This is a genomic window from Neorhizobium galegae, assembly GCF_021391675.1.
Classification (GTDB): Bacteria; Pseudomonadota; Alphaproteobacteria; order Rhizobiales; family Rhizobiaceae; genus Neorhizobium; species Neorhizobium galegae_B.
The window spans coordinates 968,370-993,235 of the sequence record NZ_CP090095.1 but is presented as its reverse complement, the minus strand read 5'-3'; the positions used below and the strand labels follow the sequence as shown (position 1 = coordinate 993,235).

General features: G+C 62.2%; 19 protein-coding genes and 1 riboswitch. Of the genes, 10 read left to right on the top strand and 9 right to left on the bottom strand.

Going from position 1 to position 24,866, the window contains the following annotated elements:
• Positions 1-61 precede the first annotated feature (61 nt).
• From LZK81_RS04800 to LZK81_RS04790, 3 genes are all read right to left on the bottom strand, one after another.
• On the bottom strand, positions 62-514 hold the full coding sequence (locus LZK81_RS04800) for a BA14K family protein (protein WP_233955357.1): 453 nt from the start codon (positions 512-514) through the stop codon (positions 62-64).
• A 192-nt stretch (positions 515-706) separates the two neighbouring features.
• Entirely contained in the window at positions 707-1,129 is a 423-nt protein-coding gene (locus LZK81_RS04795) for a BA14K family protein (RefSeq protein WP_046625103.1), read from the bottom strand.
• Between the two features lie 110 nt (positions 1,130-1,239).
• Positions 1,240-2,484 carry an aromatic ring-hydroxylating oxygenase subunit alpha gene (locus LZK81_RS04790; RefSeq protein ID WP_233955356.1) on the bottom strand — a complete coding sequence of 415 codons (1,245 nt, stop codon included), beginning with the start codon at positions 2,482-2,484 and terminating at the stop codon, positions 1,240-1,242.
• 101 nt (positions 2,485-2,585) lie between these two features.
• Positions 2,586-2,817: riboswitch (cobalamin riboswitch) on the bottom strand.
• A gap of 166 nt (positions 2,818-2,983) precedes the next feature.
• Between LZK81_RS04790 and LZK81_RS04785 the strand changes: the two genes are divergently transcribed.
• The 4 genes from LZK81_RS04785 to LZK81_RS04770 are packed head-to-tail and all read left to right on the top strand — an operon-like array spanning position 2,984 to position 6,458.
• On the top strand, positions 2,984-3,598 hold the full coding sequence (locus tag LZK81_RS04785; protein WP_233955355.1) for a DUF6656 family protein: 615 nt from the start codon (positions 2,984-2,986) through the stop codon (positions 3,596-3,598).
• Positions 3,599-3,631: 33 nt separating this feature from the next.
• The gene (locus LZK81_RS04780) at positions 3,632-4,609 is read left to right on the top strand and encodes an L-threonylcarbamoyladenylate synthase (protein WP_233955354.1); all 978 of its coding nucleotides are present in this window, start codon (positions 3,632-3,634) and stop codon (positions 4,607-4,609) included.
• 26 nt (positions 4,610-4,635) lie between these two features.
• Entirely contained in the window at positions 4,636-6,081 is a 1,446-nt protein-coding gene (locus LZK81_RS04775) for an FAD-binding oxidoreductase (protein WP_233955353.1), read from the top strand.
• A complete protein-coding gene (locus tag LZK81_RS04770; RefSeq protein WP_046603420.1) occupies positions 6,078-6,458 on the top strand; it encodes a winged helix-turn-helix domain-containing protein in 381 nt (126 codons plus the stop codon). The genes LZK81_RS04775 and LZK81_RS04770 overlap by 4 nt, the downstream gene beginning before the upstream one ends.
• A 16-nt stretch (positions 6,459-6,474) precedes the next feature.
• Here the strand turns inward: LZK81_RS04770 and LZK81_RS04765 are convergent, their stop codons facing one another.
• Positions 6,475-9,063 carry a DUF1217 domain-containing protein gene (locus tag LZK81_RS04765; protein WP_233955352.1) on the bottom strand — a complete coding sequence of 863 codons (2,589 nt, stop codon included), beginning with the start codon at positions 9,061-9,063 and terminating at the stop codon, positions 6,475-6,477.
• Between the two features lie 303 nt (positions 9,064-9,366).
• On the opposite strand from LZK81_RS04765, the gene LZK81_RS04760 reads away from it, so the two are divergent.
• The gene (locus LZK81_RS04760) at positions 9,367-9,933 is read left to right on the top strand and encodes a DUF6101 family protein (protein WP_037084360.1); all 567 of its coding nucleotides are present in this window, start codon (positions 9,367-9,369) and stop codon (positions 9,931-9,933) included.
• Positions 9,934-10,013: 80 nt separating this feature from the next.
• On the opposite strand, the gene ubiA is transcribed toward LZK81_RS04760, so the two are convergent.
• From ubiA to LZK81_RS04740, 4 genes are all read right to left on the bottom strand, one after another.
• The gene (gene ubiA / locus LZK81_RS04755) at positions 10,014-10,964 is read right to left on the bottom strand and encodes a 4-hydroxybenzoate octaprenyltransferase (protein WP_233955350.1); all 951 of its coding nucleotides are present in this window, start codon (positions 10,962-10,964) and stop codon (positions 10,014-10,016) included.
• 99 nt (positions 10,965-11,063) lie between these two features.
• Positions 11,064-11,873 (bottom strand): MipA/OmpV family protein, encoded by an 810-nt coding sequence (locus LZK81_RS04750; protein WP_418936468.1) that lies wholly within the window; start codon positions 11,871-11,873, stop codon positions 11,064-11,066.
• Positions 11,874-11,973: 100 nt separating this feature from the next.
• Entirely contained in the window at positions 11,974-13,230 is a 1,257-nt protein-coding gene (locus LZK81_RS04745; RefSeq protein ID WP_046603416.1) for an SAM-dependent methyltransferase, read from the bottom strand.
• 170 nt (positions 13,231-13,400) lie between these two features.
• Positions 13,401-15,698 carry a Tex family protein gene (locus LZK81_RS04740; protein ID WP_233955349.1) on the bottom strand — a complete coding sequence of 766 codons (2,298 nt, stop codon included), beginning with the start codon at positions 15,696-15,698 and terminating at the stop codon, positions 13,401-13,403.
• Between the two features lie 225 nt (positions 15,699-15,923).
• Here LZK81_RS04740 and LZK81_RS04735 point away from each other — a divergent pair, with 225 nt between their 5' ends.
• From LZK81_RS04735 to LZK81_RS04715, 5 genes are all read left to right on the top strand, one after another.
• Complete coding sequence (locus LZK81_RS04735; protein ID WP_046603414.1) at positions 15,924-16,133, top strand: hypothetical protein; 210 nt, start codon at positions 15,924-15,926, stop codon at positions 16,131-16,133.
• 146 nt (positions 16,134-16,279) lie between these two features.
• On the top strand, positions 16,280-17,551 hold the full coding sequence (gene purD, locus LZK81_RS04730; protein WP_233955348.1) for a phosphoribosylamine--glycine ligase: 1,272 nt from the start codon (positions 16,280-16,282) through the stop codon (positions 17,549-17,551).
• A 100-nt stretch (positions 17,552-17,651) separates the two neighbouring features.
• Complete coding sequence (locus LZK81_RS04725; protein ID WP_233955347.1) at positions 17,652-18,170, top strand: plant virulence effector HPE1-like domain-containing protein; 519 nt, start codon at positions 17,652-17,654, stop codon at positions 18,168-18,170.
• 280 nt (positions 18,171-18,450) lie between these two features.
• Complete coding sequence (locus LZK81_RS04720) at positions 18,451-20,292, top strand: methyl-accepting chemotaxis protein (protein ID WP_046611027.1); 1,842 nt, start codon at positions 18,451-18,453, stop codon at positions 20,290-20,292.
• Positions 20,293-20,662: 370 nt separating this feature from the next.
• On the top strand, positions 20,663-22,516 hold the full coding sequence (locus tag LZK81_RS04715) for a methyl-accepting chemotaxis protein (protein ID WP_233955346.1): 1,854 nt from the start codon (positions 20,663-20,665) through the stop codon (positions 22,514-22,516).
• Positions 22,517-22,581: 65 nt separating this feature from the next.
• On the opposite strand, the gene glyS is transcribed toward LZK81_RS04715, so the two are convergent.
• The gene (gene glyS / locus LZK81_RS04710) at positions 22,582-24,804 is read right to left on the bottom strand and encodes a glycine--tRNA ligase subunit beta (protein WP_233955345.1); all 2,223 of its coding nucleotides are present in this window, start codon (positions 24,802-24,804) and stop codon (positions 22,582-22,584) included.
• Between the last annotated feature and the right edge of the window lie 62 nt (positions 24,805-24,866).

Below are 24,866 nucleotides of genomic sequence, written 5' to 3'. Positions count from 1 at the left end.
GACAAACGAAACCCGCCCGGGTTCGATACCGGACGGGTGGGATAGTGCCTACCGGCCGCTATTAGAAATAAGGCGAATAGCAGGTCTGGCGCGGGCCGTAGTTCGGCTGGAACGAGTTCGAATAGGCGTCGTAGGAACGGTAGCGATCGGCGCACCATTCGTAGTGGCGCGGATTGATATCGTCGCCGCCGCCATAGGCCGGAGCCGGCTCGGCGTAACGCGGCTGGGCGGCGATGGCGCCGCCGATCAGGGCGCCGGCACCGAATGCCGCCAGCGGGAACCAGTAGCCGTTATGGCGGCGATAGCCCGGACGGTAGTCGCGATAACCGCGATGCCCGCCATACCAGCCGCCGCCATGGCGACGGTACTGCACGAGGGTCACGTCGGTGTTAGTGCTGGTTTCGATCCCGGCCGCCGGAGCGGACGGCAGCGGCATCGCCTGAGCCGGCATCAGAGCGCCGGCGAGAACGGCAGCGGAGATGCCCGCAACCGCGATCTTCTTCAAAAGAGTCATGTTAAGTCCCCAGATCCCTTGTCTATGTTTCAATTTTTGACAGCCAATTATTTCAGTATGCAGCGGATTTCAGTTTTGCCGCAACCTTAGGAAGTTCATCCTGAATGCGCAATTAACGTGCGCCGCGACGAAGCAAACCCGGCCGCGGCATATGCCGCGACCGGGCCTGGCGAAGGGATGGTCAACGCTTGCTTACCTGTAAGGCGAGATGCAGCGTGCCCGCACGCCGGCGCGCGGCGCATAGGTATCGTCCCAGGCCCGATAGCTGCGATAACGGCTTTCACACCAGGCGACGTGACGGCTCGAATAACCGCCACGGTCGGCCTGTATGGCACCACCGATGATGGCACCGGCGCCGAAGGCGGCGAGCGGGAACCAGAACCCGTTGTGATAACGGTAGCCGGACCGGCGGTCGCGATAACCGCGGTGGCCGCGATACCAGCCATAACGGTCACGCCGGAAGTCGCGACGGTACTGGACATTGGTGACATCGCCGGCGGCCGAAATGCCAGATGGCGGAGCCGGCATCTGGACAGCTTGCGCAGGCACAAGGCCAGCAAAAGTCGTGACAATGGCGACTGCCGCCGCAGTCAGGCGTAGACGAAAGGCGTTCATGCGGAGTGCTTCCTCATTCTGATTTTCAATCAGAAAATAACGCCATACGCAGGATTCCGTTCCGGGAAACACGCCCCCCGCATCGATCAACGCCGATCACGACTTGGCGATCAGGCGACGATCGAAAGCTGCGCCTGGTCGCCCTGCAGCCGGTTGACCATGAAGTTCGAATACCATTCGACGAACTGCATGACGCCGCCTTCGTGGAGCGCCGAATAGGGACCCGGCTCATAGGCGGGCGAGCGGATGCCGAAGGCGTTTTCCTCGACGATCTGCCGGTCCTGGTGGTTGGTCATGTTCCAGACATGGGTCAGTTCTTCGAGATTGTAGTCGACGCCCTCGACCGCATCCTTGTGAACCAGCCATTTGGTGGTGACCGCGGTCTCCTCCGGCCCGAGCGGGGTGACGCGGAACGAGATCGCGTGGTCGCCGAGAATGTGGTTCCAGCTGCTCGGATAGTGGAAGAGCAGCATGGTGCCGATCGAGTTGATCGTCACGTCGTCGGAGAGTTTGCGCTGCACGGCGTTGCGGCCGGTCATCGTATAGCTCTCGGCATCCTCGATCAGCGGCATCCGCGCGACGCGGAACTGGCCGGTCTCGTCCATCCGGAATTCGCTCGGCAACCCGGCCTCTTCGCAACGCTGCCAATGGGCGGCGATGACCGGATCGTCCTTGGCACCCTGGACCCCGGTCGCGGTGGGCGATTCCGGATAGGTGCGGCAGAGCTCCGGGTGGTTGGCGGCGCAGTGGTAGCACTCGCGGTTGTTTTCCCAGACGAGCTTCCAGTTGCCCTTCTCGATGATCGTCGACTGATGCGCGACCTTGGCTTCCGACAGGCGATGCGGCGCCATATAGGGTTCGATCGCGGCGCGAACCGGCGCGAAATCCGGCGCCTCGTTGGCAAGGCAGATGAAGATATAGCCGGCGACGCTTTCGCAATGGACCTTCTTCATGCTGAACTGGGTCTTGTCGAAATCCTGGCCCATCTGGCGGCCGACCAGAAGCGAGCCGTCCAGCTCGTAGGTCCACTGATGGTAGGGACAGACCAGCCGCACCGCCGAGCCATGCTCCTTGGTGCAGACGCGGCTGCCGCGGTGACGGCAGGTATTGTGCAGCGCCCGGATCTGGTTGTCGCGGCCGCGCACGACGACGACCGGATAATCGCCGATCTGCAGGGTGAAATAGGCTCCGGCCTTGGGCAGCTCGCAATCATGCCCGACGAACAGCCAGTCGCGGTACCAGATCATTTCCAGATCGAGCTTGTAATAGGCGGGATCGGTGTAGAAGGGCTGTTCGAGGCTGAAGCCTTCGCGGCGGTTCTTGAGCTGCCGCAGGGCCTGATTGCGAATTTCCATAATTACCTTCCTCGTCAATGTGGACAGCGGAAGGACATGGAAATGCCGGCCGGCCTCAAGGCCTACCCAACACCCTGTCCCGAACGCCCGCCGCGTCCGGTCGTCATTTTTGGTCCCGAGGCTGGTTTCCGGGCTCAGGAGCTTGTCCCTTGGGGGGACCGGCTCGGCGCCTTCCCGGGCGGCCTTTGCGGCTCTTTCCCAGTGGCTCATGCCGTGCCTTATTGCTCCACCACCGTTGCGGGGGCAGCGCCGGATCGGGTTATTCAGACCCCTGCCGGCTTCCCAATTCTCCGCCTTCCCTAGTCAGGCGGCACCTCAAGATCGAGGCGGATATAATCATCGAGCGAGCGTGTCGCATAGGCGACATTGCGACATCGGCAACCGCGTTGGCGACAGCGGCGAAACGGCCCAAAATGCAACACTCCAGCCCCGCGAAAGCGAAACCTGTCATTAAGGGATAAGCCATAAAATCCCGGCGTGAATGGGGAGCGACACCACCGTGCAGGCCAAGGGAAAGATCCGTTATTACGAAGCGCCTCCACCGACGCCTCCGGCGCCAGTGGTCGTGAAGACTGCCGCCCATTCCGAATTCCTTCGGACCGGGCGGATCGCCCGCTACAAACCGGTCTGGCTGCCGGAAGAGCGCCGTTACCTCACCCACGACGAAGTCGCCGAACGCACGGGCAAGAGGCTCGAAGCCGCCGGGGAAACGAGCCATCACCGGATCAACTCCTTCCATCGCTCGATCAAGTTTCCGAAGATCATCTTTCACCACACGCTCGATGAGCGGCCGCATCTCGGCTATTGCCATGTCACCGCGGCAAGAACGTTTCTTCCACGCGGCGTCCCGGTGAGCTGGTCGTTCTATATCGCCAACTTCTTCTCCAAGATCGGCGAGGAAGAAACGTTCTTCGAGCATATCAGCCCGGCCTATTCGCGCATGTATTTTGCCGTAGCGGTCGAACGCGAGGCCGGTCAGCCGCTGCAGATCAACCGCACGATCCGCAAGAACGGCCTTCTGTTCCAGACCAACGATCCGATGGAAGCCGTCAAGAACGTGCTGATGCTTGGCACGTCCAACGAAATGCTCCGCGAGATCATCAAAAAGCTTTGAAGACGCCCGGGTCCGCGTTATTGACGGGCGGATATGACGGCTCAAATCATCGACATCACCCGGGATCATGACGGCGCGCTTGCCCAAGCCTGCGCCGTCCTTGCGGACGGCCTGCCCGTGGCGATCCCGACCGAAACGGTCTACGGACTTGCGGCCGACGCCACCAATCCCGCCGCCATCACCCGCATCTACGAGACAAAGGGCCGGCCGCGCTTCAATCCGCTGATCTGCCACATGTCGGATCTCGACATGGCCGAGCGTTATGCCGACTTCGATCCGATCTCGCGCAGGCTTGCCGAAGCCTTCTGGCCGGGTCCCCTCACCCTGATCCTTCCCCTGAAGCCCGAAAGCGGCATTCATGCGCTGGCGACGGCCGGGCTCGATACGGTCGGCATCCGGCTTCCCAAGGGCTTCGCTTCCGAACTCATCCGCGCCTTCGGCAAGCCGCTCGCGGCTCCCAGCGCCAATACGTCCGGCAAGGTGAGCACGACCAGCGCGCGCCACGTGGCCGACGACCTGGGCGAGAAGCTGGCGTTGATCATCGACGGCGGTGCGGCTCCGGTCGGTGTCGAATCGACCATCGTTCGCGTCGAGAACGGCGTGATCCGGCTGCTGAGACCGGGCGGGGTAGCCGCGGAAGAGATCGAGAAGGCAACGGGTCTTGCGGTGATCCGGCCGGAGGGACCGGCGGCGATCATCGAGGCTCCCGGCATGCTGGCCTCTCATTATGCGCCGGGTGCAGCGGTGAGGCTCAACGCCGACCATGTCGAGACCGGCGAGGCGTTGATCCGGCTCGGTTCCGCTCCGGTGAAGGGAATGGAACTCGCCGCAGCGGTTTTTGACCTGAGCCCGTCCGGCGACCTTGCGCAGGCGGCGGCAAATCTGTTCGATTACCTGAAACGCGCCGACGCCACCGGCGCCGCCAGCATCGCCGTCACGCCCATTCCCGACCATGGGCTCGGCGAGGCCATCAATGACCGTCTGGCGAGGGCGGCCGCCCCGCGGGAATAGCCGGGGACAAAGAGGAGGAGACGCCGATGGACATTTCAGGGCCGAACCCAGAACTTCTCGACCGCTTCGCCGCGATCGTCGGCGAAAACCACGTCCTGCGCGATGCCAGCGATCTTGCGCCGCATCTCGTCGAGGGCCGCGGCCTCTACAAAGGCTCTTCGCCGATGCTCCTGAAGCCGGGCTCGGTCGAGGAGGTTGCCGCGATCCTGAAGCTTGCGAGCGAGACCGGCACGCCAATCGTGCCCCAGACCGGCAATACCGGCCTTGTCGGGGGCCAGACGCCGCGCACCGGCGGCAACGACCTGATCGTCTCGCTCGAACGGATGAACCGTATCCGGGACGTCGATCCGGTCGCAAACGTGCTGGTCGCCGATGCCGGCGCCATCCTTGCGGACGTCCAGAAGGCGGCGGAAGCCGTCGACCGGCTGTTTCCGCTATCGCTCGGCTCGGAGGGGTCCTGCCGCATCGGCGGCAACCTCTCCACCAATGCCGGCGGCACCGCCGTGCTCGCCTACGGCAATACCCGCCAGCTCTGCCTCGGGCTCGAAGTGGTGCTGCCGACAGGCGAGATCTGGGACGGCCTGCGCCGGCTCAAGAAGGACAATACCGGCTATGACCTGCGCGACCTGTTCATCGGCGCGGAAGGCACGCTCGGGATCATCACCGGCGCGGTGCTGAAACTCTTCCCGCAGCCGGTCGGGCACCAGGTGGCATTCGCGGGCCTCAACTCGCCGGCAGACGCGCTGAAGCTCTTCGAGCGGGCCTCGAACCTCTGCGGCACGGCGCTGACCGGTTTCGAGCTGATGCCGCACATCGGCATCGAATTCGTGGTCCGGCATATAGAGGGCGTGCGCGATCCGCTCTCCGAGCCGCATCCGTGGTACGCGCTGATCGACATCTCGACTTCGGATTCCGCCGAGACGGCCAGTTCCATGGTGCAATCGCTGCTCGAACAGGGTTTCGAGGCGGGCCTCATCCGTGACGCCGTGATCGCCTCCTCCGTCGCCCAGCAGAAGGCGCTCTGGCACATGCGCGAAAGCATGTCCGACGCCCAGAAGCCGGAGGGCGGTTCGATCAAGCACGACGTGTCGGTGCCCGTCTCGAAAATCCCGAGCTTCATGGCAGAAGCCGAGCAGGCGGTGCTGGCAGCCATGCCGGGCGCCCGGGTCTGCGCCTTCGGCCATCTCGGCGACGGCAACATCCACTACAACATCTCGCAGCCGATCAGCCCCGACATGGCCGCCGACAAGGCAGCGTTCATCGGCCGCTGGCGGGAAATCAACGCGATCGTCCACGGCATCGTGCTTGCCGCCGGCGGGTCGATTTCGGCTGAACACGGCATCGGCCAGTTGAAGCGCGACGAGCTTGCCCATATCCGTTCGCCGATCGAGATGGACCTGATGCGGCGCATCAAGCAGGCGTTCGACCCGGCCGGCATCATGAACCCCGGCAAGGTAGTGGCCATTCCATGAGCCAACGGTCGAAGACCACGATCCGGATCGACCTCGACAACGGCGTGCGGCTCGGTCCGGGCAAGGCGCAGCTTCTGGAACTGATCGCCGAGCACGGCTCGATCCGGGCGGCGGGCGCCTCGATCGGCATGTCCTACCGGCGGGCATGGCTGCTCGGCGACGAAATCAACCGGATGTTCAGGGAGCCGTCGATCTTTACCCGCCATGGCGGGAAAAGCGGCGGGGGTGCGGGCCTGACCGAATTCGGCCAGGAACTGCTGTCCCGCTACCGGCGGATGGAAAAGGCGAGCCGCGACGCCATGCGCGCAGACCTCGACTGGCTCGAATCGAACGCCGATCCGCGCTTTGAAACGGCCGACAAGAGCGACGACGCCTGAAGAGGCCGGCTGGCTCTCAGCTCATCCTGATCTGGGACAATGCCCACAGCGTATCCGAGCTGATGCCGGCCGAGCCGCCGCCGCTCAGGATGCTCACCGCCGATGCCGCGTTTACGCTATTCTCCAGATCGTACATGATCGTGAAGCGCTGCACCAATTTCTTCACCTTTTCCGGATCGGCCAGGTCTTCGAGATCGAGCTTTTTCTCCACTATCTTGGCCTGCTGATCGACATCCATGTTGCCGATTTCCGGGGGCAGGCTGAAGGTGATCCGGAAGAACTCCATCAGCGCCTCGTCGCCCAGGATAACGTAAGGGTCGGTGATGCTGTCGGACATGCGCTCGAAATAAAGTGCGAGGCGGACGCCTGGATTTTCCTCGCCCTGCTGGGTTTCGAGCATCTGGCGGACGTAGAGGTCCTGGGTCGCGACAACTTCGCCACCGTTCTGGGCCTCGCCTGCCGAGCTGCGGTCGATCTCACCCTTGGAATCGAAATTGAAGGTGCCGACGATCTGCGCAAACCGCTTGTCCGTCTGGGTATTCACGAAGCTCTTGGGATCGGCGGGATCCGAGTTGAAAGCCTCCTTCAAGAAGTCGTTGGTGACCGTGGACGGATCTATCCCCTTGGAAATCAGCAGGATGTCGAGCGTCTTGCGGTCGGCGAGCAGCTCGTCGCGGCTGCCAATACGCTGCATCGCGTCGGTATAATATTTCGCCTCGGTCTGGGCCTTCGCCCTGGCCGCCTTGAGTTCATCGCCTTCCATGAACCGGCTTTTGCGCAGGATATAGTCCTTGGCGACGTTGGTGATCGCCGCATTGGACTGGAGCAGCACCTGTCGGGTGACGCCCCCATTCGTGTCGAAGTTGAAAAATTTCGCAAGCGAGACGAAGCGCTCGTCCTTCAGCTTGTAGATATAGCTCTCCGGATCGGAAAGATCGCTTTTCAGGGCATGCTTGATCGTCAGTTTCGAAACGGTCGCCGGGTCGAGGCCAACCGCCTCGAGAGCGAAGTTGTAGGAGTCCTGGGCGTCCTTGCTCAGGAAATCGTCAAGCGTCCTCACGGCAGTAAGGTCGAGCTTGTAGAACTTGATGGCCTTGTCGAGATCCGCTTCCTGCTTGTCGTCCCAGCGGCTCATATAGTCGCTGCGGGTGGAGCTGGTCTGCAATCCGTCCTGGGCCTGGCCGGCGGCGACGGTACCGTCGGTATTGAAATTGAAGGCCTTTGCCAGCTCCAGATATTCCGGATTGGTATCCCCAAAGCGGTTCGCATAGCTGTTCGGGTCGGCGAGGTCGCTCGTCAGGATCTGCTCGATCGTCGATTTCACAACCGAGGCCTTGTCGAGATTGAAGGCGACCCTGATATATTTGAGAAGTCGCGGGTCGTCGATGAAGTCGCTGACATTGTCCGCCGTCTTGAGCTCCTGCTCGAAGAGCTCCTGGTTGAACATCGCCTCGGCATGGGTGATACGGGCCTGCTTGTTGAAGAAACCGCCGACGATCTCCAGCAGCTTTTCGGGAGTGACCGCGCCGCCTGCCGGCACCGAGCCGTCCGCATTGAACTTGAAATCCTCGGCCAGCGATTTCATCAAGCCGAGATAGGGCGCGTCGGACGCCCCGGCGGCGATGAGCTTTGCAAGTTCGGCGCGCCGCTCGGCCGTCTGGGCGATCGGCACCAGCCTGCCATCCAGCTCGGTGTAGCGTGTCTGCGATGTGGCGAGGGTGGTCTGGTCCGTCTGGATCGCCTCCACCGTCTTGGTCAGTTCCACCTGCATGGCGTCGATCTGGGGCTGTATGACCGCCGGATCCCCGCCATTGTTCAGCTCATTCTGCTTGGTGGCGATCTGGGTTTCGATATCGGTTTTCTTCTGCTGGCCAAGCGTGATCGAGTTCTGCAGAGCAGGAATGCCGGTACTGAGGCCCAGCCGCTCGGCAAGCTCGCTGTCCTCGGTTTTCACCGCATTGTACTGGTTGAGAGTGTTGCCGTAGGCGGTGTTGTAAAAGCTGGTGGGGTCGGCCGGATCGCTAACCAACACGCCGCGGATCGCATTGTAGTTGTAGTATTCCGTATCGATGCCGTAGGCGGTGAACACGTAGTCGCGGAGCCTGGGATTGGCCAGCAGCTGATCGACGTTGGTGATATTGCCGGTCTCGCCCAGCATCGCCTTGAAATAACGGGTGTCCGCCTCGAGCGTATCGTTCTGTGCGGCGATCGTCTGGTCATAGGTATCGAAGAGTTCCTCCATCTGCCCATTGGACTGGGCGGCGGCCCCTTCTCCGTTAGAAACGCCGAAATTGAAGGCTGCGGCGATATTCTGATATCGATCGTCGGTCAGGCGGTTTGCGAAGCTGTTGTCGTCGCTGAGATCGCTTTCCAGCACCTGCTTCATGAACGCCTTGGCGTAGATCATGTCATCCAGGCCATGCGCCTGCATCGCATAGGAATAGAGACGATAGTTGTCGAGGAACTCGTCGACCGTTTTTATCTTTCCGATATTTTCCTGGTAGTATTTCGTGTCGCTGACCACCATCGTCTGCCCAGCGATCGTCTTCAGGCTTTTCTGCATGTCGCGATTGACAAGATCGAAGGTGAGATAGGTCGATACCACGGAAGGGCCCCACGAGTCGGAATGATGCTGCCGCAATCATCGCAACCTAGCCTTGCCCGGGGCTTTTCTGGGCGTTCCGACGTCGCGCCGGATTGTCCCAGGCCCGCACAGGAACGCCGCGATTCACCTTCCGGAAACCCAAAAGCGTGCCCTTTCGCTAACCATCCAGGCAGGCAAGGCTTCTTTAACCGCTATTTTTAAGCAGTCTCGAACATGGCCCGCCCTATGCTTTGGCTATCAGAGGACAAAAGTCCCGTAGAGAAACCGGCAACGGCTCTCAGGTAAAACAAGGGTAGCATATCGATGACCAACACTGTTCTGAAGCCCGTTTGGGCAGGATCGACATTCAGGCTCGATCCGTCTCGTTTCCCGCAGCAGGTTACCTATGCGCTGCGCGAGACATCAGGAGATGTCTCCATCACCATCGACGAACGCGGCGCTGTGCTGCGTAAGATCCTTCCCGCAAGCGGCCTGCCGCTCTCCTTCGCCCTGCCCGCCCGCGCCTTCAAAGGGGTCGCGGCCCGCGCCATAGACCACGGCGACGGCGAAGTGACGGTCACGCTCGAACTGCATCACGACGATCCGGATCTGTGCATCCCGCTGCTCGTCGCCCACGACCTCTGCGACATAGCCGCCGACTGGCGGAGCTGGTCGGACGCCTATCGCATTCCAATGCTGATGGTGGAAGCCGACGGCATCGCCCGGCCGCTGGAAAACCATATCGGCGACGTGCGCACCAATGCCGTCAGGCAGCGCCGCCGCCATTCCTATTTCGCGGCCCGCCGGCCGCGCTTCCTGGTCCGCCGCACCACCGGCAGCCTAGGCGTGACGATGAAGATCGAAGGCAAGGAGATTATCGCGCGTCGGTAGGGCTTTGCTTGTCCCTTTGTCCACCGCCCGCGCGATAAGGTGGGAGAGAGCCCGATCCTCAAGCGGTCGGGCTTTTTCCATTAAAGGGCGAGCGACACCAGGAGGCCGGCAAACAGGATCGCGCCGACGCGGTTATTGGACTTGAAAAGCCTCAGGCACTGGTCGGCGTTGTCGATATCGAGGACCAGAACCTGCCAGCCGAACATCACCGCCGCGGCGAAAAGGCCGAGATAGGCAAGGAAACCGACGCCGGCCGACCCGAAAGCGAGCAGCAGGAAGACGAGCGTCAGGCCGTAAAGGCCGATCAGCCAGGGCTTGGTATTGTCGCCGAACAGACGCGCGGTCGAGCGCACCCCGATCAGCTCGTCATCCTCCTTGTCCTGATGGGCATAGATCGTGTCGTATCCGATCGTCCAAGCAATGGCGGCAAGGTAGAGCCAGAGGGCGGCAAGCGAGAGACTACCGAACGTTGCGGCCCAGCCCATCAGCGCGCCCCAGGAAAAGGCAAGGCCGAGGAAAAATTGCGGCCAGTCGGTAAACCGCTTGGCGAACGGATAGATCGCCACCACCGCCAGCGACAGGATACCGAGCAGGATGGTGAAGGCGTTGAACTGGATGAGGACGAGCAGACCGACCAGCGCCTGCACGGCGATGAAGACCTTGGCCTCGAAGCGGGATACGCGGCCGGAGGGCAGCGGCCGCGAACGGGTGCGCGCCACTTCCATGTCGATGTCGTGGTCGACCAGATCGTTATAGGTGCAGCCGGCACCGCGCATGGCGACCGACCCCAGGAAGAACAGCGCGAGGTGGAAAAGCAGGAGGCCGAGGGAAAACGCGCCCTCTTCCCTAGCAGCGTTCGCCGCCAGCGCCGCGGACCAGAAACAGGGCCACATCAGCAACTGCCAGCCGATCGGCCGGTCCCACCTTGCGAGCTGCGCGTAGGGCCAGGCCGGCCGCGGCAGGACGCGGTAGACCCAGTTGTCGGATGGAGCGTCGGCCACGCGGCCGCTGAAATCGTCGGCGTTCGTCATGGCCGGTTCTAGCGCCGGCCGAACGCTACGGTCAAGCCGGCGCTTTGTCGCCTCACGGCGTGGAAGAGCCACGCCCCCCGGCGTAGAAGGAGCCACGCCTTAGGGAAGCGAGAAGCCGAATTTGTAGCTTGCCGAAACGCCGAACATCAGCTGGTTTTTTGAGCCCCGCTCGCGCACCAGGCTGCTGTCGGCGACATCGCCCGTCAGCCGCTTGTATTCGGCGAACGAGGTGAGCTCGAGCTGTTCGGTCGCCTTCCAGGTCAGCGCCGCACCGACGCCCACCGAATGCAGGCCGCTGCCCGGGTCGTAGGCGGAGAGGCCCGACGCTGCGGACTCGCTCGGGGTGACCTTGTAGTAGGCGTCGTTGTAGCCGTTGCTTGCCCAGGTCGCCCGCGGACCGCCGGAAAGCCTGAGATCCGGCTGAAGATCGGTGAAAGCATCGACCGAGACATCGGCGACGACGCCGTCGTGGCTGCGGATGCCCTGGCGGATTTCGGCCCGGGCGCGGATCCAATCGGTCGGATAGATATCGACGAAGCCGCCGAGTTCGCCACCGAGCTTGACCTCCTTCAGGCCCTTCAGGTCGTCGGAGGTATCGCCGTCGCGCGGCATGATCAGCTTGGCCGCCACGCCGGCGCGGATCGAACCCTGGTCGATCAGCGCGAAGGAGATGCTGTCGTTGCGGGATGAGAAACGTGCCTGCTTGCTGTTCTGGCGGCCGAGCGAGATGATCGGCGAGAACTGCAGGCTGCGGCCGTTGTCGCCCTCGAATTTCGGCGCGACGAAACCGGCGCCGCCGAGCGTCAGGTACCAGTCGCCTGACCAGAAGCCTTCCTGGGCCCCGGCGCTGCCGGGAGAAACGATCGAAAAGGCGGAAATGAAAAGGGCAGCCCGAAGAGGCAGGGACATGGCAATGGATCCTGAAAACGCAAAACAGAACAGAGACCCCAATGGGGATTTCTGTTCTATTATCGCATTTCCGTTGCCAGCCTGTTAACCAAGCGGAAGTTCAAACGGCGACCTTGTCGAGCGGGATGCGGCTCTGTTCGAAGGCCTTGAGCTCCGCCTCGCGCTCGTAGATGTAGTCGCGGTTGTCCGGAACGGCCGTACGTTTCTTGACGATCTGCATCTGGAAGATGAAGAAGCTTTCGTGGGTGAAGGCCATTTCCGAACCGGCCAGGTAGAACTCCCACATCCGCACGAAACGATCGTCGTAAAGCGCCGCCGCCTTGTCCTTGTTGGCTATGAACCGCTCGCGCCAGTGGCGCAGCGTATGGGCATAGTGCATCGGCAGGATTTCGATGTCGGAGACGAGCAGGCCCGCCTGCTCGATCGACGGCATCACTTCCGAGATTGCCGGGATATAGCCGCCCGGGAAGATGTATTTCTCGATCCAGGGATTGTTGACGAGGGCCGGATAGGGCTGGCCGATCGAATGCAGGACCATCACGCCGTCATCGGCGAGAACGTCGTTCACCTTGTTGAAGAACTTGGGGTAATTCAACCGGCCGACATGCTCGAACATGCCGACGGAAACGATGCGGTCGTAGCGCTTGTCCGGCGGCAGGTAATAGTAGTCCTGCAGTTCGAAGCGGACGCTGTTGGCAAGCCCGCGCTTGGCGGCGCGTTGGTTCGAAATCTTGAGCTGCGCGGTCGAGAGCGTGATGCCGGTCACATCGACGCCAGAGGATTCCGACAGATACATGGCCATGCCGCCCCAGCCGGAGCCGATTTCCAGCGCTTTCTGGCCGGGCTCGGCAAGCAACTTGGCGACGATATGGCGCTTCTTGGCGATCTGGGCCTCGTCGAGCGAAATGCCCGGCGGATTGAAATACGCACAGGAATATTGCCAGTCCTCGTCGAGGAAGAGCGAGAACAGCTTTTCGTTGAGATCGTAGTGATGGGCGACGTTGCGCCGATTGTGGTTGATCGGCACGCGATTGCGGAACTGGGAAACCAGCACGCGGGCGATACCGCGCCAGATCATCCCGAAGGTCAGGCCTTCGCTGAGGGTATTGTCCTTGATAAGCGCCAGGAACTCGTAGATGTCGCCGTCATCGATGACGAGACGGCCATCCATGTAAAGCTCGCCGAGCTTCAAGGGAGGATCCGCCACCAGTTCGCGTTCGGCGGCTTCGTCGGTAAACCGTATCGAAACGGACCGCCCACCGCCGCCGCCATAACGCTGCTCGCCGCCCGAAGCGCGTACGATCAAAGTTCCCGTCTTGATGATTTTGCTGAGAAGATTGTGAAGGGACGAGGCCACGGACCCACCTCCAATAATACTAAGGATACCTTACTAATCCAAAATCTAGGCGTTTCTGTGCGACTTTCAAGCACATTGCGGCCATGAAAATGACATAAAAAAACAGGCCGTCAAACCCTTGGCTGACGGCCCGCACGCTGTGATTGAGATTTTCCGGAAGCCCGTGAAAATTACTTGCGTTTTAAAGCTTCCGCGAGTGCCGCGCCGAAAGCGCCCTGAGATGAAGGTTTTTCAGTTTTCATCATTTTCGGGTTAACCGGCCGGACGTCGCGGTCGCCGCGCGGAGCGGGTGCCGCCTCGCCGCCGTCCTTGCGCATGGTCAGCGCTATCCTCTTGCGCTTCACATCGACCTCGACGACACGGACCTTCACCACGTCGCCGGCTTTCACCACCTCGTGCGGGTCCTTGATGAAGCGGTCGGCGAGCTGTGAGACATGGACCAGCCCGTCCTGGTGCACGCCGATATCGACGAAAGCGCCGAAGGCGGCCACGTTGGTGACCGTGCCTTCGAGCATCATGCCCGGTTTCAGGTCGGTGATCTCGTCCACGCCCTCGGCGAAGGTGGCGGTCTTGAAGCTCGGGCGCGGGTCGCGGCCGGGCTTTTCCAGCTCGGCGATGATGTCCTTGACAGTCGGCAGGCCGAAGGTCTCGTCGATGAACCGCTTCGGGTCGAGTGCCTTGAGCGCTGCGCTGTCGCCCATCAGCGAGCGCAGGTCGCGGCCGCAGGCGGCGACGATCTTCTTGGCGACGCCATAGGCTTCCGGATGGACGGCGGACGAATCGAGCGGCTCCTTGCCGTTCGGAATGCGCAGGAAGCCTGCCGCCTGTTCGAAGGTACGGTTTCCGAGACGGGCGACCTTCAGCAGGTCCTTGCGGCTCGAAAACGCGCCGTTCTGGTCGCGATGGGCGACGATCGCCTCGGCAATCGAGCGGCTGAGGCCGGAGACGCGCGAGAGCAGCGGCGCGGACGCCATGTTCAAATCGACGCCGACCGCGTTCACCGCATCTTCGACCACCGCATCCAGCGAGCGGGAGAGTTTCCCCTGGTCGACATCGTGCTGGTATTGGCCGACGCCGATCGATTTCGGTTCGATCTTGACCAGTTCCGCCAGCGGATCCTGCAGGCGGCGGGCGATGGAGACGGCGCCGCGCAGCGACACGTCGAGGCCGGGGAATTCGAGAGCGGCGGTTTCCGACGCCGAATAAACCGAGGCGCCTGCTTCCGAGACGATGACCTTGGTGGGCTTCTGCCCGGGCAGGTTCAACAGCATGTCGGCGACCAGCTTTTCCGTCTCGCGGCTGCCGGTGCCGTTGCCGATGGCGATCAGCTCGACATTGTGTTTGCGGATCAGCGAGGCGAGCTCGGCCTGGGTGCCGCGGATGTCGTTCTTCGGCGGGAACGGGTAAACGGTGGTGGTTTCCAGCAGCTTGCCGGTGGCATCGACGATCGCCACCTTGACGCCGGTGCGGATGCCCGGATCGAGGCCCATCGTGGGCCGGGAGCCGGCGGGTGCGGCGAGCAGCAGATCCTTGAGGTTGCGGGCGAACACGTGGATCGCCTCCTCCTCGGCGCGCTCTCGCAGTTCGCGCATCAGGTCCAGCGACAGCGACACCGAGAGCTTGACGCGCCAGGTCCAGCCGGCGGCTTCCATCAGCCAGCGATCGGCCGCACCCCGATCCCGGATGTCGAAAGCGAGAGCGATGATCCGCTGGGCGGGCTTGACCGGCGACGGATCGTCCTGGTCCACTTCGATCGTCAGCGTCAGGAATTCCTCGTTCCAGCCGCGCAGCATGGCAAGCGCGCGATGGCCGGGTGCTGTCGACCAGCGTTCGGAATGATCGAAATAGTCCGAGAACTTGGCACCGGCCTCCTGCTTGCCGTCGACCACCCTGGCCTTCAGCGTCGCGCCGCCCCGCATATGCTGGCGCAGCCGGCCGAGCAGGTCGGCATTTTCGGAGATCGTCTCGGCGACGATATCGCGGGCGCCTTCGAGTGCCACCTTCACGTCGGCGACCTCGTCCTTGATATAGGCCTCGGCCAGTTTCGCCGGATCGGCGCTGCGGTCGGCCCAGATCGCCTCGGCAAGCGGACCGAGGCCGCGTTCGCGGGCGATCTCGGCGCGGGTGCGGCGCTTTGGCTTATAGGGGAGATAAAGATCTTCGAGCTCGGCCTTGGTCGTCGCCTTGCCGATCTTTGCGGCAAGCTCGTCGGTCATCTTGCCCTGCGAATTGATCGAATCGACGATCGTTGAGCGGCGTGCTTCGAGTTCGCGCAGATAGACCAGCCGTTCCGCCAGGTTGCGGAGCTGCGTATCGTCCAGCCCGCCGGTCACTTCCTTGCGGTAGCGCGCAATGAACGGCACGGTGGCGCCGTCGTCGATCAGCCCGATCGCGGCGGCGGCCTGTTCGGGACGGGCATTGATTTCCGCGGCAATCGCTGCGGCAAGGAAACGGAGATCGGCGGCCATGGGCGTCCTCGTTCAAATGGGAGGCGCGACCATAGTCGAAGTTTGTGGCAAGGCAACGGAGCGAATGCCCGTTCCACAATTTGCTGAACCGGACCGTGCCGGGACGAAACACCGGGTGACCGATTGCTAACCAAGGCCCTGTGGAAAAGAATTAACGCACTCTCACCTCCGGCGAGAGGCAACTAAAACCCATCCGCCGCATGATGTGGCCGAATGGAGAGACGAATGCCCAAAAACGCCGCCAGGATTCTGGCATTTGATACGGCGGTCGCCAATGAAGAGCTCGAGGCTGCCATTTCCTATCTCGAACAGAAGCTGAACGATGCGTCCCTTCGGAACGAACCGGTGCCTTTTCTCGCCTACCGGAACAGGGTGATCTTCCAGACGACACTGGACATCCGACGTGGCGCCAAAAATCGGCGCGGTGAATTCTGACCTTTATCGAACGCAACGGCCTCCCGTCAAAACGCCATGATAGACGTAAGATGGGAGGCCACCCAAGCCTTGGCCCTTGACCTTTGCCTCCCCTCCCCTTAACCGCCGCGCAAGGCCATGGTTTTCAGCGCAGGCGAGGGCAGGACATGAAGGTTCTCTTGATCGGTTCGGGTGGACGCGAGCACGCGCTCGCCTGGAAACTCGCCCAGTCTCCGAAACTCGGCAAACTCTACGCCGCCCCCGGCAATCCCGGCATCGCCGACCATGCCGAACTCGTATCGCTCGACATCGACGATCATGCCGCCGTCGCGGCCTTCTGCCTCGACAACGCAATCGATCTCGTCGTCGTCGGGCCGGAAGCGCCGCTCGTGGCCGGACTTGCGGACCGTCTCCGCGCCAAGGGCATTGCGACCTTCGGTCCTTCCGCAGCCGCCGCCCAGCTCGAAGGCTCGAAGGGTTTCACCAAGGACCTCTGCGCCCGCTACGATATCCCGACCGGCGCCTATCGCCGCTTCACCGATGCGGCCGAGGCCAAGGCCTATGTGCGCGAACAGGGCGCGCCGATCGTCGTGAAGGCAGACGGGCTTGCCGCCGGCAAGGGCGTCACCGTCGCCATGGTGCTCGACGAGGCGCTTGCTGCAATCGACGACTGTTTCGACGGCGCCTTCGGGTCGGCCGGTGCCGAGGTGGTGGTGGAAGCCTATCTGGACGGGGAGGAGGCGAGCTTCTTCTGCCTGTCCGACGGCAGGACGGCGCTGGCGCTGGCGACGGCCCAGGACCACAAGCGGGTCGGCGACGGCGATACCGGCCCCAATACCGGCGGCATGGGCGCCTATTCGCCCGCTCCCGTCATGACGCCGGACATGGTCGCGCGCACCATGAAGGAGATCATCGAGCCAACGATCCGCGGCATGGCCGAAAGTGGGCATCCCTTTACCGGCGTGTTCTTCGCGGGCCTGATGATCACCGCCAAGGGTCCGGAACTGATCGAATACAATGTCCGCTTCGGCGACCCCGAATGCCAGGTGCTGATGATGCGGCTGAAGAGCGACCTGCTCGATCTGCTCCATGCGGCAGCGACCGAGACGCTGGACCAGGTTTCCGCCGAGTGGAGCGACGACGTGGCGCTGACCGTGGTGATGGCCTCCAAGGGATATCCCGGCGTCTACGACAAGGGCACCCCGATTGCCCACCTGCCGGAGGATGCTGCCGGCGGGAAGATCTTCCACGCCGGGACGGCCCTCAAGGACGGCAAACTTGTCGCAACCGGCGGCCGTGTGCTGAACGTCACGGCGACCGCCGGAACCGTCGCGGATGCGCAGGCGCGCGCCTACAAGCTCTTGGACCAGGTCCAATGGGAAAACGGCTTCTGCCGCCGCGATATCGGCTGGCAGGCGGTGGCGCGCGAACAGAACTGAGTGCCGGAAACGCCAGTTCATTCAAAATTTACCGATTATCCAGACGGGATAGAAACGAAGCGGCAGTAAATATTAGGGACCTCAAGAAGGATTCCCGGTCATGCGTCTCGTTCTGGCTACAGCTCTGGTGTTTGCAAGCGGTTCCGCTTTCGCGTCGTCGATCACGGTGATCAACAGCACGCATCAGCCAGGCGTCAGTATCGTCACCAAGAACTGCGCAAGCTGCCCGGTCGCCGTGGCCCCGAAATCCGAGGAGGCGGCCTACAAGGTTCCCGATCTGCCGACAGGCACCCAGAAGACAGAAATCATCGAGATCAACGGTGAGAAGAAGCTGGCGCGCACCGAAGCCTGGCTCGGCGGCTCGCCGGTAATCCATGTCAGCAAGCTGCCCAAATGGATGGCCGAGGAAAAGGCCATTGCCGAGCTTCACCCGACGACCAACGGCTCGACCCAGACGGAGATCGTCGCCGCCGAGGCACCGGATGACGGCATCGATACCGACGCCATGACCAGTGCCGTGAAGACAATCGGCGAGGCGTCGGTCGGAATTGCCGAAGCTTCGCTCGCGCCGAAGCCGCTGGCCCTCGACATGTTCGAACTGCGCACCAACCGGTTCTAATTTTAGAAAATCATTATATTTACATAGCAGAAAGTGCTTCTGGAACACCCTTTCACGGAATGCGCGCAAATTGCGCATCATCAAATCCCACCTGCCCAAAATATTTGCGTTTGGGGCTGTCAAGGGTCCGATAATTAAATTTTTATTCAAATGTTCGAGATCACTCTCCCGTCATAGTGCGATGTAAGCACGTGACCGGCGCAGGACGCGCTCCCCCAAAACTTCGCCCCCCGCTCCGGCTCCTCCGGGAGAGTTCGGCTGCCTGAAAGTGAGTCGAGACATGAAGAATCTCAAGATTTCCCACCAGTTATTGGCCATGGTGGCAGTGCTCATGGTGGCTTTTACCGCCGTCACCTACTATCAGATCCGCACGTCGATCGCCTCCATCTATGCCGAGCGCTACGAAATGCTGCGCACCCAGGTGGAAACGGGCATTTCCATCCTGCAATCCTATTACGACCGGGAAAAGTCGGGCGAGCTGAAGCGCGAGGACGCGCAGAAACTGGCTTACGCAACCGTGGCAGGGATCAAATACGAGCCGGCCGGCTACATCTTCGGCCTGAACTACGACACGGTGACGCAGTTCCACTATAATTCCAAACTGATCGGCGTGAACCAGAAGGGTCAGCCGGACAAGATGGGCAACCTGTTCCGCGAAGAGATGGTCGCCAAGGGCCGTGCCGGCGGCGGCGTCACCACCTATTTCTGGGACAAGCCCGGCATGCCGGCTGACAAGGTCTTTGAAAAGGCCGCCTATTCCCGCGCCTTCGAGCCTTGGCAGATCATTGTCGGCACGGGCGTTTACACCGACGACCTCGACGCCAAGATCAACAACACGATCCTGGAAGTGGTCGGCATCGGCTTCATCGCCTTCCTGTTTGCACTCGGCGTCGCCTTCATCGTCATCCGCAACATCACCAGGCCGCTCGCCGCCGTGCACACGGCCCTGCAGGCCGTCGCCGACGAAGACGTCACCTCGACGATCCCGCATACGGAAATGTCGAACGAAGTGGGCATGATGGCGCAAGCCACCCAGGCGCTGCAGGAAAAGATCCGCGAACGCCATGCCATGGCCGATCGCGAGGAAAAACAGAAGACGGAGCTCGACCGCGAGCGCCAGCAGAACGTCGACATGCAGCAGCAGGAAGCCGCGCTGCAGACTCGCGTGGTCTCCACCATCGGCGAGGCGCTGGAATCACTCGCCCAGGGCGACCTGACGATCCGCTGCAGCGATCTCGGGCCGCGTTACGAGACGCTCCGCCACAACTTCAACGAAGCGCTCGCCCATCTCGAAGCGGCCATGAGCAAGGTCAATACCAAGGGCATCGACATCGGCGGTTCGAAGGAAGAAATCCGCCGCGCCTCGAGCGAGTTGTCGCAACGCACCGAACGCCAGGCCGCCAATCTCGAGGAGACGTCCGCGGCTCTCGACGAACTCACCGTCGCCGTTCGCCAGACGGCAGAAGGCGCGCATGAAGCGGCCCAGCGCGTCACCTCCGTCAGCGCCGAGGCCAACCGCTCCGACCAGATCGTCGCCCAGGCGATCGACGCGATGGGCGGCATCGAACATTCGTCGGAAGAGATCTCCAAGATCATCGGCGTGATCGACGACATCGCCTTCCAGACCAACCTGCTTGCCCTCAATGCCGGCGTCGAAGCCGCCCGCGCCGGGGAGTCCGGCAAGGGTTTCGCGGTCGTCGCCCAGGAAGTCCGCGAACTCGCCCAGCGCTCCGCCGCTGCCGCCAAGGAGATCAAGGACCAGATCTCGCGCTCATCCGGCCAGGTGCAGAACGGCGTGCGCCTCGTCGGCGAGGCGGGCGAAGCCCTGAAGCGGATCTCCGACCAGGTGAAGGCGGCGAGCGACATCGTCGGCAAGATCGCCCATTCGGCTTCCGAACAGGACACGACGCTGCGCTCGATCTCGTCTTCGCTGAACCAGCTCGACGCGGCGACCCAGCACAATGCGGCGATGGCCGAAGAAACCACCGCCTCGGCCGAAGCGCTTGCCGCCGACACGGATGAATTGCTGAGCCTGATCAGCAGCTTCCGCATCAGTGCAGGCCACAATACCGGCTCGAGCAGCCTCAACCGTGCCGCACAGAAAATGCGCCGTGCGAGCTAAGTTAGTCGGGGGACGAGGAACCGTCGGGTCGAAAGATCCGGCGGCTTTCTTCATAAGATACAGGCGCTTTATAATGACAGGATCATGCGAGTATATCATCCGCATATCTTAAATATAATTCTCTAATTCTTTCAATTTTCCGCACTATTATCTCCGACATTAAACATGTCAACCTACTGGAAAATCACGATTATTTTCTGGATTACTAAATATTAATCTCAGAATTCGCTATTGTTAAATTTTCTTTCAAATATTGCGTCATATTCTCTTGAGCGTGCAATGCGGCACATTTCTATGCGCAGGACGCGCCTCTCCATTCCAATCATTCCTCCCAGTCGCTCGATGCGGCTCAATCACTTATGGAACGAACATGAAAAACCTGAGGATTTCAAACCAGCTCGTCCTGCTGGTTCTGGCCCTGATCGCCGGCTTCGCCGTCGTGACCTATTTCGAACTCCAGGCCTCGACGCGGGCTATCTATGCCGAGCGGTATGGAATGCTGCGGACCCAGGTGGAGTCCGGTATCGGCATCCTCAAGAAGTTCCAGCAGCGTGAGGCAGCCGGTGAGCTGACACGCCCGGAAGCCCAGAAACAGGCCTTCGCCGCCGTCTCCGCCATGAGCTTCCAGCCCGACGGCTATCTCTTCGCCTATGACTACGACGTGAAGATGCAGATGCATCCCGATCCGAAGAAGGTCGGCGAGAGCGGCAAGGGCAAACCCGATTCCGCCGGGAAACTGTTCCGCGACGAAATGGTCTCCGTTGGCAGATCCGGCGGCGGAATTATCGATTATTTGAGCTCGACCAAGCCCGGGGAGCCTGATGGCAACTTCGCGAAGAGCTCCTATGCGAAGGCATTCGAACCCTGGCAGATGGTGCTCGCGACAGGCGTCTATACCGATGACCTGCAGGCACAGATCCGCGGAATGGTGCTGGACGCACTCGCTATCGGCGCGCTCGCGTTGATCATCGCCCTTGCGGCTGCCTATGTGGTGATCCGCGGCATCACCAAGCCTCTGACCGCCGTGCATGGCACGCTTCAGGCTGTCGCCGACGAAAACGTCACGATCGCCATTCCGCATACGGACATGTCGAACGAAGTGGGCATGATGGCGAAGGCCACCCAGGCGCTGCAGGAAAAGATCCGCGAACGGCATGCCATGGCTGCACGCCAGGAAAGCCAGCGCCAGGAGCTCGACCGCGAGCGCCAGCAGAACCTCGACCAGCAGCAGCAGGAAGCCGCCCTGCAGACCCGCGTGGTTTCCACCATCGGTGAAGCGCTCGAAGCGCTCGCCCATAGCGACCTGACGATCCGCTGCGCCGATCTCGGCCCGCGTTACGAAACGCTGCGTCATAACTTCAACGATGCGCTTACGCATCTCGAAGCGGCGATGGCCAAGGTCAATGCCAAGGGTATCGATATCGGCGGCTCGAAGGAAGAGATCCGCCGCGCTTCGAACGAACTGTCGCAACGCACCGAACGCCAGGCCGCGAACCTCGAAGAGACCTCGGCGGCCATCGACGAACTCGCCGTCACCGTCCGCCAGACGGCCGAAGGCGCCCATGACGCGGCCCAGCGCGTGACTTCGGTCAGCAACGAAGCAAGCCGTTCCGACCAGATCGTTTCCCAGGCGATTGCAGCGATGGGTGGCATCGAGCATTCGTCGGAAGAGATCTCCAAGATCATCGGCGTCATCGACGACATCGCCTTCCAGACCAACCTGCTTGCCTTGAACGCAGGCGTCGAAGCCGCCCGCGCCGGGGAATCCGGCAAGGGTTTCGCGGTCGTCGCCCAGGAAGTCCGCGAACTCGCCCAGCGCTCCGCCGCTGCCGCCAAGGAGATCAAGGATCAGATCTCACGCTCATCCGGCCAGGTGCAGAACGGGGTGCGCCTCGTCGGCGAGGCGGGCGAAGCGCTGAAGCGGATTTCCGACCAGGTGAAGAGCGCCAGCGAGATCGTCGGCAAGATCGCCCATTCGGCCTCCGAACAGGACACGACGCTGCGCTCGATCTCGTCTTCGCTGAACCAGCTCGACGCGGCCACCCAGCACAATGCGGCGATGGCCGAAGAGACCACCGCCTCGGCCGAGGCGCTTGCCGCCGATACCGACGAACTCCTCACGCTAATCCGCAGCTTCCGGATCAGCACCAGCCAAGACACGGGCTACAATACCGGCGCGGGCAGCCTCAACCGTGTCGCACAGAAGATGCGCCGCGCAGGCTGACGCCAATCAATACATGGGACGGAGGAACCGCCGGGTCGAAAGATCCGGCGGTTTTTTTGTTTGGGTCAGCCGCTGATCTTCGAGAAATCAGCAACAGTCGCGGTCGCTTCGCGGATGGCCTTCAGGAGCGCCAGGCGGTTGGCGCGGATCGCCGTGTCCTCGTCGTTGACGAGCACGTCCTGGAAGAACGTGTCGACCGGGACACGGAGTTTCGACAGGGCTTCCATGGCCGAGCGGAAGTCTTCGCTGGCGACGGCATCGGACGCTTCCTTCGAGGCGACGACAACCGCCGCCCAGAGCGCCTTTTCGGCATCGAGCTTCAACAGCTCTTCCGAAACGCCATCGGCGACGACGGTGCCCTTCTTCTCCTCCGCGGCGAGCAGCTGCACGGCGCGTTTGGTGCCAGCGAGCAGGTTCTTGCCGTCTTCGGAGGTGATGAACGCCGTCAGCGCCTCGACGCGTCGGGCGACCAGCAGGAGGTCGTCGGAGTCCGGTGTCAGGACGGCGTCGATGAGGTCGTGGCGGGCGCCCTGATCGCGGAGGTAGACTTTGAGGCGGTCGTGGAAGAAGGAGAGGAGGTCGGGCTTATAAATCCTATCCGCGATCTCTTCTTCCGTCCTACCAGGATGAAAATAGAGATTCGGAACATAGGCCATTCGAAAAGCTTCGCTGAGCGCCAGCCGAACATTCCGCTCCAACAGAATCCGCACCACGCCCAGCGCTGCACGACGGAGCGCATACGGATCCTTCGACCCCGTCGGCTTTTCGTCGATCGCCCAGAAACCAACCAGCGTGTCGAGCTTGTCCGCGAGCGCGATCGTGAGGCCGACCTTGTCCTCGGGCAGACGATCCGACGGGCCGTTCGGCTTCCAGTGATCCTCGATGGCAGCGGCAACGGAGGCATCCTCGCCCTGCAGCAGCGCGTATTTGCGCCCCATCAGGCCCTGCAGTTCAGGGAATTCGCCGACAGCTTCGGTGCGCAGATCGGCCTTGGCCAGAACCGCGGCGCGATCAACCAGAACGGGATCGGCACCGGTGACCTTCGCCAGTTCCTGAGCCAGCGCCCGGATGCGTGCAACGCGCTCACCCTGAGTGCCGAGCTTGGCATGGAACGTCACGTTCAGCGCATCGAGCTTCGCCATGCGCTGGTCGAGCGGCTTCTTGAGATCCAGATCGAACTTCGCGGCGGATGCTTCCAGCGTGTCCAAGTCGGGCATGTCGCCCTGGTCTCGGGTCCAGAAATGCTTGGCGTCCGACAGACGAGCGCGCACGACCTTGCCGTTGCCGTGCATGATTTCCTTGCCGCCGTCCTTCGCCTCGATGTTGGAGATCAGGATGAAGCGGTTGGAGAGGCCCTCACCGCCGGTCTGCGGGCGGGTGACGAAGCACTTCTGGTTGGTCTTGATGGTCAGGCGGATGATTTCCGAGGGGATTTCGAGATAATCCTCTTCGAACTCGCCCATCAGCACGTGCGGCCATTCGACGAGGCCGGAGACCTCTTCCAGCAGGCCTTCGTCCTCGACCAGGTCGAGGCCGTTGGCGAAGGCGAGGTCGCGGGCGTCGTGCAGGATGACGTCCTTGCGGCGGTCGGCATCGAGCATGACCTTCGCCTTTTCGAGGCTCGTCACGTAGTCGTCGAAACGGCGCACGGTGATGGCGTCGGGCGCGTGGAAACGGTGGCCGTAGGTGACGTTGCTGGCGGTCAGCCCGTCGATCTCGAAGGGGATGACCTGGGTTTCGTCATGTTCCGGGCCGAAGACGCAGACGATCGACTGTAGCGGGCGCACCCAGCGCAGGCTTTCCGGGCCTTTGCCGTCGATGCCGGCGAAGCGGGCGCCCTTCGGCATCGAGGCGGCACCCCAGCGCATCGATTTCGGCCAGGGGAAATTGCGGATGATGCCGGGCATCACTTCGGCGATGATCTCTTCCGCCGGACGGCCGGGCTTGGAGATGATGGCGACATAGAAATCGCCCTTCTTCGGGTCGTTGACGACCTGCGCTTCCGAAATGGACGAAAGACCCGCGCCGCGCAAAAAGCCGGCGATGGCGCCTTCGGGCGCGTCGGTACGCGGACCCTTGCGCTCCTCGCGCTGATCCGCCGAACGCGCCGTCAGGCCGCGGATATCCAGCGTCAGGCGGCGCGGCGTCCAGTATTCGCGCGCACCCTCATAGGTCAGGCCCGCTTCCACCAGCGCGTCGGTGACGAGCTTTTTCAGGTCTCCCGCCGCCTTGCGCTGCATGCGGGCGGGAATTTCCTCCGAGCGGAGTTCGAGAAGCAGATCGGGCATCGATAATCAACTTTTTGATGATTGTTCAACAGGGCGTGGCCTTAGCAAGCCCGCCGCCAAAA

Bases quoted from the DNA above. Each gene is read 5' to 3' on its own strand.
- LZK81_RS04715 (WP_233955346.1), top strand. From the start codon at position 20,663: ATGAAAAACCTGAGGATTTCAAACCAGCTCGTCCTGCTGGTTCTGGCC.
- purD (WP_233955348.1), top strand. From the start codon at position 16,280: ATGAAGGTTCTCTTGATCGGTTCGGGTGGACGCGAGCACGCGCTCGCC.
- LZK81_RS04750 (WP_418936468.1), bottom strand. From the start codon at position 11,873: ATGTCCCTGCCTCTTCGGGCTGCCCTTTTCATTTCCGCCTTTTCGATC.
- LZK81_RS04775 (WP_233955353.1), top strand. From the start codon at position 4,636: ATGGACATTTCAGGGCCGAACCCAGAACTTCTCGACCGCTTCGCCGCG.
- LZK81_RS04735 (WP_046603414.1), top strand. From the start codon at position 15,924: ATGCCCAAAAACGCCGCCAGGATTCTGGCATTTGATACGGCGGTCGCC.
- LZK81_RS04795 (WP_046625103.1), bottom strand. From the start codon at position 1,129: ATGAACGCCTTTCGTCTACGCCTGACTGCGGCGGCAGTCGCCATTGTC.
- LZK81_RS04780 (WP_233955354.1), top strand. From the start codon at position 3,632: ATGACGGCTCAAATCATCGACATCACCCGGGATCATGACGGCGCGCTT.
- LZK81_RS04790 (WP_233955356.1), bottom strand. From the start codon at position 2,484: ATGGAAATTCGCAATCAGGCCCTGCGGCAGCTCAAGAACCGCCGCGAA.
- LZK81_RS04740 (WP_233955349.1), bottom strand. From the start codon at position 15,698: ATGGCCGCCGATCTCCGTTTCCTTGCCGCAGCGATTGCCGCGGAAATC.
- LZK81_RS04770 (WP_046603420.1), top strand. From the start codon at position 6,078: ATGAGCCAACGGTCGAAGACCACGATCCGGATCGACCTCGACAACGGC.
- LZK81_RS04760 (WP_037084360.1), top strand. From the start codon at position 9,367: ATGACCAACACTGTTCTGAAGCCCGTTTGGGCAGGATCGACATTCAGG.
- ubiA (WP_233955350.1), bottom strand. From the start codon at position 10,964: ATGACGAACGCCGACGATTTCAGCGGCCGCGTGGCCGACGCTCCATCC.
- glyS (WP_233955345.1), bottom strand. From the start codon at position 24,804: ATGCCCGATCTGCTTCTCGAACTCCGCTCGGAGGAAATTCCCGCCCGC.
- LZK81_RS04725 (WP_233955347.1), top strand. From the start codon at position 17,652: ATGCGTCTCGTTCTGGCTACAGCTCTGGTGTTTGCAAGCGGTTCCGCT.
- LZK81_RS04800 (WP_233955357.1), bottom strand. From the start codon at position 514: ATGACTCTTTTGAAGAAGATCGCGGTTGCGGGCATCTCCGCTGCCGTT.
- LZK81_RS04720 (WP_046611027.1), top strand. From the start codon at position 18,451: ATGAAGAATCTCAAGATTTCCCACCAGTTATTGGCCATGGTGGCAGTG.